This window comes from Aestuariivita boseongensis, from assembly GCF_001262635.1.
GTDB lineage: Bacteria > Pseudomonadota > Alphaproteobacteria > Rhodobacterales > Rhodobacteraceae > Aestuariivita > Aestuariivita boseongensis.
Map to the genome: position 1 here is coordinate 1 of NZ_JXYH01000069.1, position 13805 is coordinate 13805.

At 62.9% G+C, this 13805-nt stretch carries 12 protein-coding genes; 9 read left to right on the forward strand and 3 right to left on the reverse strand.

What is annotated here, in order from left to right:
* The coding region (gene phoU / locus TR61_RS18025; RefSeq protein WP_050931921.1) for a phosphate signaling complex protein PhoU at positions 1–492 on the forward strand (492 nt) is incomplete at its 5' end.
* Here phoU and TR61_RS18030 read toward each other — a convergent pair.
* Positions 489–1394: a LysR substrate-binding domain-containing protein gene (locus tag TR61_RS18030; RefSeq protein WP_050931930.1), complete on the reverse strand. Its 906-nt coding sequence runs from the start codon at positions 1392–1394 to the stop codon at positions 489–491. The genes phoU and TR61_RS18030 overlap by 4 nt on opposite strands.
* A gap of 144 nt (positions 1395–1538) precedes the next feature.
* Between TR61_RS18030 and TR61_RS18035 the strand changes: the two genes are divergently transcribed.
* From TR61_RS18035 to mdoH, 8 genes are all read left to right on the forward strand, one after another.
* Complete coding sequence (locus tag TR61_RS18035) at positions 1539–2771, forward strand: acyl-CoA dehydrogenase (protein WP_050931922.1); 1233 nt, start codon at positions 1539–1541, stop codon at positions 2769–2771.
* Between the two features lie 93 nt (positions 2772–2864).
* Positions 2865–3335 carry a DUF302 domain-containing protein gene (locus TR61_RS18040; protein ID WP_050931923.1) on the forward strand — a complete coding sequence of 157 codons (471 nt, stop codon included), beginning with the start codon at positions 2865–2867 and terminating at the stop codon, positions 3333–3335.
* An 86-nt stretch (positions 3336–3421) separates the two neighbouring features.
* Positions 3422–5041 (forward strand): thiamine pyrophosphate-binding protein, encoded by a 1620-nt coding sequence (locus tag TR61_RS18045; RefSeq protein WP_050931924.1) that lies wholly within the window; start codon positions 3422–3424, stop codon positions 5039–5041.
* Complete coding sequence (locus TR61_RS18050; RefSeq protein ID WP_050931931.1) at positions 5028–6215, forward strand: CaiB/BaiF CoA transferase family protein; 1188 nt, start codon at positions 5028–5030, stop codon at positions 6213–6215. Before TR61_RS18045 ends, TR61_RS18050 begins: the two co-directional genes overlap by 14 nt.
* Before the next feature lie 182 nt (positions 6216–6397).
* Positions 6398–7768, forward strand: coding sequence for a tetratricopeptide repeat protein (locus TR61_RS18055; RefSeq protein ID WP_050931932.1), 1371 nt, complete (start codon positions 6398–6400; stop codon positions 7766–7768).
* A 29-nt stretch (positions 7769–7797) separates the two neighbouring features.
* Positions 7798–9024 (forward strand): OpgC family protein, encoded by a 1227-nt coding sequence (locus TR61_RS18060; protein ID WP_050931925.1) that lies wholly within the window; start codon positions 7798–7800, stop codon positions 9022–9024.
* Positions 9015–10523 (forward strand): OpgD/OpgG family glucan biosynthesis protein, encoded by a 1509-nt coding sequence (locus tag TR61_RS18065; RefSeq protein ID WP_425394228.1) that lies wholly within the window; start codon positions 9015–9017, stop codon positions 10521–10523. Before TR61_RS18060 ends, TR61_RS18065 begins: the two co-directional genes overlap by 10 nt.
* Positions 10520–12379, forward strand: a complete 1860-nt coding sequence (gene mdoH, locus TR61_RS18070; RefSeq protein ID WP_050931927.1) for a glucans biosynthesis glucosyltransferase MdoH — start codon at positions 10520–10522, stop codon at positions 12377–12379. Before TR61_RS18065 ends, mdoH begins: the two co-directional genes overlap by 4 nt.
* On the opposite strand, the gene TR61_RS18075 is transcribed toward mdoH, so the two are convergent.
* The gene (locus TR61_RS18075) at positions 12380–13198 is read right to left on the reverse strand and encodes a CE1 family esterase (protein ID WP_050931928.1); all 819 of its coding nucleotides are present in this window, start codon (positions 13196–13198) and stop codon (positions 12380–12382) included.
* Complete coding sequence (locus TR61_RS18080) at positions 13195–13659, reverse strand: rhodanese-like domain-containing protein (protein WP_050931929.1); 465 nt, start codon at positions 13657–13659, stop codon at positions 13195–13197. The genes TR61_RS18075 and TR61_RS18080 overlap by 4 nt, the downstream gene beginning before the upstream one ends.
* Positions 13660–13805: the final 146 nt, after the last annotated feature.

A 13805-nucleotide genomic window follows, 5' to 3' on the forward strand; every position in this document is an offset into this window, starting at 1 on the left:
CGCGCGCCCACGGCGATTGACCTGCGGCTGGTGCTCAGCGTGATGAAGATCAGCGCCAATCTGGAGCGGATCGGGGATTACGCCAAGAACATGGCCAAGCGCACCACGGTTCTGGTTCAGATGCGTCCAGTTGACGAAAACACCAACGCTCTCAAACGGATGGCGCGCGAAGTTGAACTGATGCTGAAGGATGCGCTGGACGCCTATGTGCAGCGTGACGCGGAACTTGCCGCTGACATTATCGACCGCGATACCGAAGTGGATCAGATGTATAACGCCCTGTTCCGCGAATACCTGACCTTCATGATGGAAGACCCCCGGTCAATCTCGGCCTGCATGCATCTGCATTTCATCGCCAAGAACATCGAACGGATGGGCGATCACGTGACCTCGATCGCGGAACAGGTGGTGTATCTGGTCACGGGCGAACGGCCTGATGAAAGCCGCCCCAAGGCGGATCGCACTTCGGTCACTGCACCTGACACGGACTAGCGCGGCAGGGGGTCTTCGGGCTGCGCCTGACCGGCCAGCCAGTCCCGAAACTGCCGCAGCGCCGGATCCGCCGAACGTGCACGTGGCCAGACCAGGTAATACGCCCCCCGCGCCTCTGCTGCCTCACCGAAAGGACTGACCAGTTTTCCCGCCGCGCGGTCTTGTTCGGCGAGGTAATCGGGGATGAGGGCTATGCCGAGGCCGTGGAGAGCGGCCTGGATGATGGTTGCGTATTGGTCATAGATCGTGCCGTCCGGCATCTGGCCTGCTTCCACCCCATGGACGCGCAGCCAGTCGGCCCAGGCATCGGGCCGGGTCTGGATATGCATCAGCGGATAGCGCAGCACATCTTCCGGTCCCACCGGCCCGCGCACCAGATCCGGGGCGCAAACAGGGATCATCCGTTCATGCCGCAAGAGCAGCCTGTCGGTTCCCGGCCAGTCGCCCGTGCCGTAATGCAGCGCCGCGTCATAACTGCGGGAAGCGAAGGCGAAGGGAACCAGTTCGGTGCCCATATTGATCGTGATATCCGGGTAACGCCTTGCAAAATCGGGCAAACGCGGCATGAGCCAACGCATGCCAAAGGCCGGCAGGATGGCCAGGTTCAGCTTGCCTTCCGTGGGTTGCGACTGCAGCCGGAGAGAGGCCTGCGCGATCTGCTGCAGCGCCGCGCGGGTTTCGGCCGCATAGGCGCGGGCAGGGTCTGTCAGGGTCAGTTTTTTGCCGGTGCGCAGGACCAGTTGCAGCCCCATCTGCTTTTCCAGCGCCTGCAATTGGCGGCTGATCGCGCCTTGCGTCAAAGACAACTCCTCTGCCGCCGCAGAGGCGCTGCCCAAACGGTCCACGGCTTCAAGCGCGCGGAGAGAGGCGATGGAGGGCAGGAAACGGCGTGGTGCAATCATGTATGAGCTTTTGTCATACCATTTTGCAAAAGTCTCGATGTTTTTCCGATCGCGGTTTTGATAGGCTCCGCGCAAATTGACCGTTTTGTACGTCTTCGCGACCCCGATTTGTACAAAACGAACCCCCAACAGAAGGATGTGACGATGAATATCCAAAGCTCTCCCAAGCCCAGCCTCAAAGCGAAGGACGCCCCAGATCTGGGCCGGTTCGACTGGACCGATCCGCTGCGGATGGCCGATCAGCTGAGCGACGATGAACGCATGATGGCCGAAAGCGCGCACAGCTTTGCGCAGGAAAAACTGCAGCCCCGCGTGACCAAGGCGTTCGAGAATGAGGAAACCGATGCCGGCATCTTCCGCGAGATGGGAGACATGGGGCTTCTGGGCGTGACCATCCCCGAGGAATATGGCGGGCTGGGATCGACCTATGTGTCCTACGGTCTGGTCGCGCGTGAAATCGAACGCGTGGACTCCGGTTACCGGTCGATGATGTCCGTGCAGTCGAGCCTGGTGATGTATCCGATCTATGCCTATGGCAGCGAAGAGCAGCGCAAGAAGTATCTGCCCGGCCTTGCTTCGGGCGAGCTGATCGGCTGCTTTGGACTGACCGAACCGGATGCGGGCTCGGACCCGGCGGGCATGAAGACGCGTGCTGTGAAAACCGCCAATGGCTATAAGATCAGCGGATCGAAAATGTGGATTTCGAACGCGCCGATCGCCGATGTCTTCGTCGTCTGGGCCAAATCGGAAGAGCATGGCGGACGCATTCGCGGCTTCATCCTGGAAAAAGGCATGACCGGGCTGAGCGCGCCGAAGATCCAGAACAAGCTGAGCCTGCGTGCCTCGATCACCGGGGAAATCGTGATGGACGGTGTGGAAGTGGGCGAGGATGCTCTGCTGCCGCATGTCGAGGGGCTGAAGGGGCCGTTCGGCTGTCTGAACCGCGCGCGTTACGGTATTTCCTGGGGCGTGCTGGGCGCGGCCGAGTTCTGCTGGCATGCCGCGCGTCAATACGGTCTGGACCGTCACCAGTTCAACAAGCCGCTGGCGCAGACGCAGCTGTTCCAGAAGAAACTGGCCGATATGCAGACCGAGATCACCCTGGGTCTGCAGGCGTCGCTGCAAGTCGGCCGCCTGATGGACGAGGCGAACGCCGCGCCCGAGATGATCTCTATCGTCAAGCGCAACAATTGCGGCAAGGCGCTGGATATCGCGCGGATGAGCCGGGACATGCATGGCGGCAACGGTATCAGTCTGGAGTTTCAGGTGATCCGTCACATGGTGAACCTTGAGACTGTGAACACCTATGAAGGCACACATGACGTGCACGCGCTGATCCTGGGCCGCGCGCAGACAGGGCTGCAGGCGTTCTTCTAAAAGAACGGGTTTCGCTGCGGGTATTCTCCCGCTGACTTGATTGGACGGTGAGCAGATCAGGGCGCTAGGCAGAACCAAAAGGGAGGTCTTGTTATGCGTCGTCTGTTCACCGTTCTTTTCGTTTTTTGCCTGGCCGCGCCTTTAAGTGCGCAAACGATCCAACCCCGCGACGGCTGGACCGTGATCGGGACAAGCAAGACGTATGACCAGTTGGTGGAAGACGTGATCGCGGCCACCACAGCCAACCAGATGGGTGTGGTGACACAGGCCGGACCCACGCAGGCCGCGGCCAGCCGGGGGCTCACGATACCGGGGAACCGGGTGATCGGTGTGTTCAACAATGATTTCGCCGTGAAGATCCTGGCACTGTCCACAGCTGCGATGATCGAGGCGCCCATCCGCTTTTATGTAACCGAGAGCACGGACGGCACGGCGACGCTGGCTTTCAAGCGCCCCAGTTTTGTCTTTGCCCCCTACATGGACGAGGGCGGCGACGCGTTGCGCGATCTGGCGTCGCAGCTTGATGCGCGCTTTGATGCGATTGCGCAGATGGCCGTCAACTGACCATCACGGGTCGGTGAGCCATCTTGCAGCGCGCCCGCGCTTTGGCGATAGGGTAGGGCAATCACAGTTCCCGGAGTTTTCCCGACATGACAGCCCAGCCTTTGCGCGCCGCCGATCTTCTTGCCCAGCGGCTTTACGAGGCGGGGTGCCGTCACGCCTTTGGAATGCCCGGGGGCGAGGTTCTGACCCTTGTGGATGCGCTGGAAAAGGCGGGGATCGCCTTTCATCTGGCCAAGCACGAAAATGCCGCCGGTTTCATGGCGGAAGGGGTGCATCACGTGGATGGCGCGCCCGCCATTCTGGTGGCGACGGTCGGTCCCGGTGCGATGAACGGGGTCAATGTGGTGGCCAATGCGCTCCAGGACCGGGTGCCCCTGATGGTTCTGACGGGCTGCGTCGATGCCGATGAGGCACTGAGTTACACCCATCAGGTGCTGGATCACGCCGCCGTCTTTGCGCCGATCACCAAGGGCAGTTTCCGTCTGACGCCCGGCGGGGCCGATACGATTGCCGACAAAGCGGTGTCCCTGGCCATGGCGCCGCGGCAGGGGCCGGTGCATATCGACGTGCCGATTTCCGTGGCCGGTGCGCCCGTGGCCGAAGGGGCCCGGCGGCGGCTGGCTCCGTCCAGCGCCGTTGCGCCGGCAGGGGCGGATCTGGCAAAGGCGCGCGACTGGCTGGCCGGGGCACGGCGGCCCGTGGCGATCCTTGGCCTGGATATCCTTCGCGATGGCTCGGCCCCCGTTGTGCAGGCGTTTCTTGAACACTTCCAGATCCCCTTTGTCACCACCTACAAGGCCAAGGGTGTGGTGGATGAGGACCATGCGCTGTGTCTGGGGGGCGCGGGTCTGTCGCCGCTGGCCGACCGGCATCTGGTGCCGTTCATCCAGTCAGCCGATCTGATCCTGTGCATCGGTTATGATCCGATCGAGATGCGCACCGGCTGGCGAGAGATCTGGGACCCCGCGACACAGAACGTGATCGACATCGCCGCCGTGGCGAATGACCATTACATGCACCAAGCGGGGCTGAATATCATCGGTGATACCGGGGCCAGCCTGGAGGCGCTCGCGCAGGGCTTGAGAGGGGTGCAGACCTGGCCCGGAGATGAGGTCGTAGCGGTGAAGAAGGCTTTGGCCGGGGCTTTCCCGCTGGACGATATCTGGGGCCCTGCCGCCGTGATCGCCGAGGCGCGCGCGGTTATGCCTGCGGGCACGCTGGCTACCGCCGATAGCGGGGCGCATCGCATTCTTCTGAGCCAGATGTGGGCCTGTGAGGCGCCGAAGTCTTTGGTGCAATCCTCGGGCCTTTGCACGATGGGCTGTGCGGTGCCCCTGGCGATCGGGCTGAAGCTGGCAGCGCCCGACCGGCCTGTGATCTCGTTTTCCGGGGATGCCGGGTTTCTGATGGTGGCGGGTGAGCTGGCCACCGCGCGGGAGCTGGGTGTGCCGGTGATTTTCGTGGTGTTCGTCGATGCGAGCCTCGCACTGATCGAGCTGAAGCAGCGTCAGCGGCAGATGACCAATCGCGGGGTGGATTTCGACCGGCATGATTTCGCGGCGATGGGCCGGGCCTTTGGCGGGCAGGGCGTGACCGTGCGCACGCGCGAGGAGTTGCGGGCCGCGCTGGAGGCGGCGCGGGGGTCAGAGACCTTCACCGTGATTGCGGCCGAGATTGAACGGGGGGCCTATGATGGCCGCATCTGAGGGGCCGCTCAGCGGTGTGAAAGTGCTGGATCTGTCGCGGATCCTGGCGGGGCCGACATGTACGCAATTGCTGGGCGATCTGGGGGCGTCGGTTCTGAAGATCGAAAACCCGGCCACGGGCGGGGATGATACGCGCGCGTGGGGGCCGCCATTTGCCAAGGATGAAAGCGGCGCGGATAGGGATCTGTCGGCCTATTTCATGTCGTCCAATCGCAACAAGCGCTCGGTCGCGGTGGATATCACCACGGCACAGGGCCAGGCGGTGATCCGGCGGCTGGCGGGTCATGCCGATATCCTAATCGAGAATTTCAAGGCTGGCGGGCTGGCGAAATACGGTTTGGATTATGACAGTCTAAAGGATGAATGTCCCGGTCTCGTTTATTGTTCGATCTCGGGCTATGGGCAGACCGGGCCCAATCGGGACAAACCCGGATATGACCTGATGGCACAAGGCTTTGGCGGGATCATGTCCCTGACCGGAGAGCCCGATGGCCGCCCGCTAAAGGTGGGCGTGGGCATCGCGGATGTGATGTGCGGGATGTATGCCACTGTGGGTATTCTGGCTGCGCTGCGCCATCGCGACCAGACGGGGCAGGGGCAATATGTGGAACTGGCGTTGGTCGATGCGCAGATCGCCTGGATGATCAATGAGGGGGTCAATTACCTCACTTCAGGCCAACTGCCGCAGCGCCGGGGCAATGCGCATCCCAATATCGTGCCCTATGACAGCTTCGCCACCGCCGATGGCCATGTGGTGATCGCGGTGGGCAATGACACGCAGTTTCGGCGCTTTTGCGCGGCGTTGGGCCTTGAAGGACTGGCCGATGATCCGCGCTTTGCCACGAACCCCGCGCGGCTTGCCAATCGCGAGGCGCTGCTGCCCGACATCCAAGCAGCCCTTGCCGCGCGCAGTACAGAAGAGGTGGTTGCAGCGCTGGAAGCGGCCAAAGTGCCGGTGGGGCCGGTGCAGACAATCGATCAGGTCTTTGCCTCGGATCAGGTGGCCGCGCGAGACATGCAGATCGACATGCCCCGCGAGGGGACAGAGCCGCTGCGGCTGATCGGCAATCCTCTGAAATTCTCGCAAACACCGGTCAGTTATCGCCTGAGGCCGCCGCATTTCGGCGCCGATACTGAAACAGTTCTGTCAGCTGACGATCCCTTTGCCGAATAATCGGGCGAAGTGTTTCAGCCAAGTGGCTGAAACATGCCGGTTTTCGGCGCTTTGCTCACGAAAAGGTAAGGGGTGATCACACGGCCTGTCACTAAACCGTGACCCCATCCTCCGCCGCCTGCTGCGCGTGTCTATCATTGCAGACACAAGGCGCAGGCCAGTTTTCAGAATCGGAGAGTATGATGGGTCACGATTGTTTTGGTCAGACCACCACCTTAGAGACCGAAGTGGCCCGTCACGCCTGGGACCAGACTCAGATGGCCTTCCTGGCCCATGGGGCCGCAACGCCCACGCATCTGGCCGCGACCCTGACCGCCGAACCCGATTTCGCGCTGGGACATGCGGTCAAAGGATTGTTTTATCTGCTGCTGGGCCGGAGAGAGCTTTACCCAACGGCCGCCGAGGCCCTGAACACCGCGCAGACCATCGCGGCACAGGGCGCCGTCAGCTGGCGGGAGCGGAAATTCATCGACGCTCTGGCGGCCTATTTGGACAATCGTCCCAGCCAATCCGTGGCGGATATGGAAGAGGTGCTGGGCGCCCATCCCGATGATCCGCTTGCCATGAAGCTGTCGCATGCGATCCGCTTTGTGCTGGGCGATGCGGCGGGCATGCGGCGGTCGATCGAACGGGTTCTGCCGGCCTACGGACCCGATCACGCGGCGAAAGGGTATCTGCTGGGCTGTCATGCCTTTGCGCTGGAGGAAACCGGCGATTACTCCCGCGCCGAGATCGCGGGGCGTCAGGCGCTGTGGATGGCGCAGGACGATGCCTGGGGTCTGCATGCGGTGGCCCATGTCTATGATATGACCTGCGATGCGGCGGGCGGGCTTAACTGGCTGGCCGGGCGGGAAAACGCCTGGGCGCATTGCAACAATTTCCGGTATCACGTGTGGTGGCACAAGGCGCTGATGCATCTGGATCTGGGCCAGATAGATGCGGTGATGGAGCTTTATGACAGTCAGATCCGTGCGGATAAGACCGATGATTATCGCGACATCTCGAACGCGACATCGCTTCTGAGCCGGTTGGAGTTGGACGGTGTCGATGTCGGCGACCGCTGGGAAGAACTGGCGGAGTTGTGTGAAAAACGCACAGAGGACGGCTGCCTGATCTTTGCCGATCTGCATTACCTGCTGGCGCTGATCGGTGGGGGCAGGGAGGAGGCGATTGCCAGGATGATGGCGCGGTTGGAGGCCGATGCGGCGGGCACGCCCAATGATGTAACCGATCGCATGGCCGATCCCGGTATCGCCGCCGCGACCGGACTGCATGCTTTTGGCGAAGGCGATTATGGCAAGGCTTTCACTCACCTAGCCGCCGCGCGGGCCACGATGCCGCGCGCGGGCGGCAGCCACGCGCAGCGAGATGTGTTCGAACGCCTGACCATTGACGCAGGCCTGCGCGCGGGACGGCTGGAGGCCGCGCAGCGCATTCTGGATGAACGCCAGGCCCGCCGCGCGGGTCAGGATGACGGGTATTCCTCGGCGCGCCGCGATCTGATCGCCGCAGCCCGTGGCATCGCGCAAGACGCACGGATCCCCGCGCAATAACATCAAACTGCCTGACGAGACGCCCCAATATGGCCACCACAACACCCAGTTTGGATTTCGCAACACCGGCCCAGGCAGCCCGCGCGGCGCCCTCGGCGACCACGCGCGATCCCCGGCTGGATTTCTTCCGGGGCATCGCGATGTATATCATTCTTGTCGCGCATATCCCCGGCAATGTCTGGACCAACTGGATCCCGGCGCGCTTTGGCTATTCCGATGCGACCGAGATTTTTGTGTTCTGTTCCGGTATGGCGTCGGCCATTGCCTTTGGCGGCTCTTACGCAAGGGGGGGCTGGTGGCTGGGAACGGCGCGGGTGCTGTATCGCTGCTGGCAGGTCTATTGGGCACATATCGGCCTTTTTTTCTTTGTGGCGATGTATCTGGCGGCGCTGGATCTGTCGGGGGCCTTCGACAAGACCTATATCAACACGCTGAATCTGACGCCGTTCTTCAATGATCCGGTCACCAATATCGTCGGGCTGTTCACTCTGACTTACGTGCCCAACTACTTCGACATTCTGCCGATGTATCTGGTCATTCTGGCGATGATGCCCGTGGTCATGGCGCTGGCCGGTGTCAGCCTGTGGCTGACGGGGGCGGCGTCTGTGACGCTTTGGCTGGCGGCGAATATGGGTGCTCTGCCGCTTCCGGCCGAGCCCTGGTCGGATCGGGAGTGGTTTTTCAACCCGTTCGGCTGGCAGCTGCTGTTTTTCACGGGCTTTGCGTTTATGCGCGGCTGGCTGCGTCCGCCTCCTGTGTCGCGGGTTCTGCTATGGCTGGCCGTGGGGTTTGTGGTGTTCTCGGCCCCGTTCGGGTCGTGGAAGGTGTTTTCCTGGCTGAACGCCGCCTGGCCGGATCTGGCCGCCGCGATCCGGCCGGTATGGGGGATGACCGAAGGGCTGCGCAACAAGACCGAGTTCGGGGTTTTGCGGTACATGCATTTTCTGTCGCTGGCCTATGTTGCCTGGGTGGCCGTGGGGCCGGGGGGATCGCGATTGATCGCAACGGGGTCGGGGGTCTTGGCGGAGGTCTGGCGGGTCGTGCTGCGCTGGATCACCAAGGTGGGTCAGCAATCGCTGGCGGTTTTCGTGGTGTCGATGGCGTTGGCGCGTCTGATTGGCGTCGTTTTTGACGAGGTGGGGCGCAATCTCTGGACCGTGTCTGCGGGCAATCTGATCGGGTTCGCGATCCTGACGGTGGTGGCCTATACGGTGGCCTGGTTCAAAGCCACGCCCTGGCGGAGGAAATCTGCATGATCTCGCGCAGGGCCTTTCTAGCAGGGCTTGGGGCGCTGCCCCTGAGTGCGGCTTTTACCCCTGTTCAGGCAGGCGAAGGGTTTTCCCATGCTGTGGTCGTTGAGAAGGCGCGGGATCTGGCAGCGCGCGAATATACCCCGCGCCCGACTGTGCCAGACGATTGGATCAACCTGAGCTATGACCAGTATCGCAAGATCTGGTTTCGCCATGCCGATGCGCTTTGGTCGGGGACCGACAGGCCGTTTCATGTGGATTTCTTCCATCCCGGTCTTTATTTCCCGCGACCCGTTCAGGTGAACACGGTCGAGGACGGGCAGGCACAGCCCTTTCCGTTTGACTTTGACCTGTTCGACAAAACCGACCAGGTGCCGCCGCTGACGACAGATGACAGCCTGGGCTATTCCGGGCTGCGGCTGCGGACAGAGTTCGATCAGCCCGGCATCAAGGAAGAATTCGCCGTCTTTCAGGGCGCGAGTTACTTTCGGGCGATCGGGCAGGGGCAGATCTATGGCCTGTCGGCGCGCGGTCTGGCGCTGAAAACGGGCGATCCGATGGGGGAGGAGTTTCCCGATTTCATCGCGTTCTGGCTGGAAGCGCCCGCGCCCGAACAGACGCATATGGTGCTGCATGCGCTGCTGGACAGCCCGAGCGTGGCGGGCGCGTATCGGTTTACCATCACACCCGGCGCGTCCTGCGTGATGGATGTTGAGGCGACGCTTTTTCCGCGGGTCGATCTGGATCATGTGGGTATCGCGCCGCTGACCTCGATGTTCAAGTTTGACGAGACGAACCGCCACCGGTTCGACGATTTCCGCCCCGCCGTGCATGATAGTGACGGTCTGATGATCCTGAACGGGGCCGGAGAGGCGCTGTGGCGGCCCCTGGCCAATCCGCGCCGGCTGCAGATCTCGGCCTTTGCCGATGACGCGCCGCGCAGGTTCGGCCTGATGCAGCGGGCGCGGCGGTTGTCGAACTTCGCAGATCTTGAGGCGCTTTATCACCGCCGCCCGGGGCTTTGGGTGGAACCCAAGGGCGATTGGGGCAGGGGGGCCGTGACGCTGGTGGAGATCCCCACGGATCGCGAGATCTATGACAATATCGTCGCCTATTGGCGGCCTGCCGACCCGGCCCCCGCCGGAGAGGCGCTGCGGCTGGACTATCGCCTGACATGGGGGGAGGGCGCGCCGGTGCCCAATGATCTGCCGCGCGTGATCAACACGCGGCTGGGGCGTGACCCGTTCAATCCGGGCAATATCGTCACCGTCGATTTCGAGGCGCATCCGATCTTTGACGACGGTCCCGAGGCGCTGAGCATCCATATCCAGTCCGCACAGGTGGAGACAACGCAAGGCATCCTGCAACGCAACCCGGAAACCGGCGGGCTGCGACTGGGCTTTCGTTTCGACCCCGGAGAGGCAGATTTGGCGGAACTGCGCGCCCAGCTGCGTAAGGACGGAGCAATGGCGTCGGAAGTCTGGCTGTATCGGTGGACCACATGAGCACGCAGATGATGCCCCCCAAGGCTCCGTTGGAGATGCCAGTGCAGGATCTGGCCTGCGCCCATCGCGACGTGGCCGCACCCGGTGCGCGGTCAGGGCGGGACGCGCGGCTGTGGCGGCTGGCGGCCTTCGGGCCAGCGGTCTTGTCGACGGCGGCGCTTCTTGCCGTAATGTGGGGCTGGTTCGAGGCACAGGGCTTTACCGCGCTGGAAGCGATCCTGACCGCCCTGATTGCCTTCAATTTCTTCTGGATCAGCCTGACACTGTTCACAGTACTCAGTGGCATGGCCGCGCTTGCGCGCAAAGGTCCGCGCCTGGACAAGCGCCGTCCCGACGCGCTGAACGTGGCGCTTCTGGTGCCTGTTCACAATGAACCACCCTGGTATGTGCTGGGCAATGCCTCGGCCATGCTGGAGGAGCTGCGCGATCAGGGCGGGGTGCATCGCTATGATCTGTTCATTCTGTCAGACACGACCGATCCCGCCATCGCCCGGCAGGAAGAGGAAGCGGTGCAGGCGCTGCAAGCCACACTGTCGCCGGGCCTGACGCTTTACTATCGCCGCCGGGCGCAGAATACCGAACGCAAGGTAGGCAATATCGCCGATTGGGTGCGCAATTGGGGGGCGGCTTACCCGGCCATGCTGGTTCTGGATGCCGACAGCCTGATGACCGGCAAGGCCATTGCGCGGCTGGCCAATGCGCTGGCCGCTGACCCCGCCGCGGGGCTGATCCAAAGCTATCCCCATCTGATCGGGGCGCAGTCTGTATTCGCGCGATCCCAGCAGTTCGCCAACGGTGTCTACGGCATGGCGCTGGCCGAAGGGCTGGCGCGCTGGTCGGGGCAGGAGGGGAATTACTGGGGCCATAACGCGATCCTGCGCACCAAGGCTTTTGCCGCCTGTGCCGGCCTGCCGCATCTGCGCCACTGGTCGGGCCGCGACAGCCTGATCATGTCCCATGATTTCGTCGAAGCGTCGCTTCTGCGGCGGGCGGGCTGGGGCGTGCGGTTCCTGCCACGCATCCGGGGCAGTTACGAGGAAACGCCCGTGACGCTGACCGACCATATCAAACGCGACCGGCGCTGGTGTCAGGGCAACCTGCAGCATCTGGGGCTGTTGCGGTCGAAAGGCCTGCACGCGATGAGCCGGTTTCACCTGTTTCATGGCGCTATGGGGTATCTGCTGTCGCCCTTGTGGTTCGTGCTGCTGGTGATCTGGGCGCTGATCGGCAACGGCGAGGAGGGGAGCGTTCTGACCTATTTCTCGCCCGAGAACCCTTTGATGCCGACCTGGCCGGAAATGACGGAAGGGCGGCATCTGCTGATCCTGCTGATGATGTATGCGATGCTTCTGGCCCCCAAGGTGCTGGGCGTTCTGGCTTTACCCCTGACCGGGTTGCGCTATGCCGATCTGGGTGGTGTGGCCCGCGTGGCGGGATCCGCCCTGACTGAAATTGTGCTGTCCATCCTCTATGCGCCGATCCTGATGGTGCAGCAGATGATTGCTGTGTTCCGCAGCCTGACAGGCCTGCAAAACGGGTGGGAGCCGCAGGCGCGTGACGGCGGGCGGTATCCTTTGCGCGCGCTGATCCTCGCCCATGCGCTGGAGACCTTTGCGGGGGCGGCGCTGGTTCTGGGCCTTCTGAGCGGTCTGGTGACGTGGTGGCTGGCCCCGATTGCGCTGAGCCTGGCCTGCGCGGTCCCGTTATCTGCGCTGAGCGGCGCGCCGGTCACGGCCCGGCTGATGGGAACCGCTGAAAGCTTTCGCGAACCGCAAATCATCCGTGCCGCGCGCCACTATCGGGCAGAGCTGAAAGCCTATCTGGAAGGCCGCGCGGCGCAAAACCCGGCGGAGTGATCAGGGTACCTGCGCCTCGAACCAGTCGACGACCAGATCGACCCAACCGGGCGGGATCATATGCCCGCCGGGATGCAGCGCAAATTCCAACGCGCTGTCCCGTGCGCAGTCGGTCCAGCTGCGCTGCATGAAATCCCCTTTGGTTTCAAAGAGATCGGGGGACATGTTCGGGCAATCATTGGCGCGTCGCCAGATCTGCAGGCTGGCGAAGACATCCCCTTGGATCCATTGGCCATTGCGCAAAGGGCGGCCTTCGATCGGCACGGTCTGGTCGCGCCAGCCATGGGTCTGGTGCAGCTTGACCGGGCCTTTGCAGGTTTTCGGCAACGGCTCCCAAAACGCGCCGGCCAAGGGGGCGTAGGCGGGAAAGCTGTCGGGCTCGTCACAGGCCAGATAGCTGACCATGAAGGCCCCGGCGGAAAACCCCGTCAGCAGCACGCGCGTCGGTGAAACGCCAAAGCGTGTGGCAGCATCGTCCAGTGTGTCTTGCAAAAAGGCAGGTTCATCGCGGCCGGGCCAGCCGGGATAGAAATTCCACACACCGCCTTGCGCGTCAGGGCTGCGCGGCAGGGCTGTCGGGGCCAGAACGGCATAGCCGCGGTCCTGAAAGGCACGGATCAATGCGGTGTTGCGCATGACATTGCCGCCATGGCTGAAGGCGCCATGCAGAAACAGGGCGACAGGCGCGTTCCGGGGCGTTTGGGGCAGGGCGATGTGATAGCTGCCGGAGGCAACCTCGCAAGGGTCGGGCGCATCGGCGCAGCCAGCCTGGACGGCGGACCCGATGCAAAGGGCTGCGAGACAAGCCAAAACCCTCATGACGGGGCATTCGTGGGCAGGCCCTTGGCCAGCCAGCCGGGTCCTGCAAATGAGCCCAGCATGCCTTCGGGCACATCAATGAGATTGGTGAAACCCGCTTGGGTCAGTACTTTGGTCAGCCGCGCCGACCGCACGCCGCGCGCACAGATGACGGCGACAGGTCTGGCGCGGTCACCTTCAGTGATGGCCTCAAGCGCCAACACGAAATCCGGGCGGCGCATGTCCAGGGGCAGGGCGCCTTCCCCGATGCCGGTGCTTTGCCATTCATCCGGTCTGCGGATGTCGATCAGGATCAGATCGCCTGCGCTGGCCAGGCGGTGCGCATCCTCAACGCTGATACGCGTCGCGCCGTCCGCGATATCGGGATGCGTGAACGACCACGCGCCATATCCGACAGCAACCAGCGAAACAGCGCCCAAGACCAAAAGCTTGCGGCGGGAAAGAATGGATGAACCGGGCATGCGATCTGCGCCTTTGCGTAATGTCATGCTTTGGTAACGGAGAGAAAGCGGTGGGGGCCAGTAAACTCACGGTGATGGTGGTTGGTGGCTGTGAGCGATACTTGAACTGCGACTCCTATTGGTCTTGAGGGTAGGGGGGACGCCCC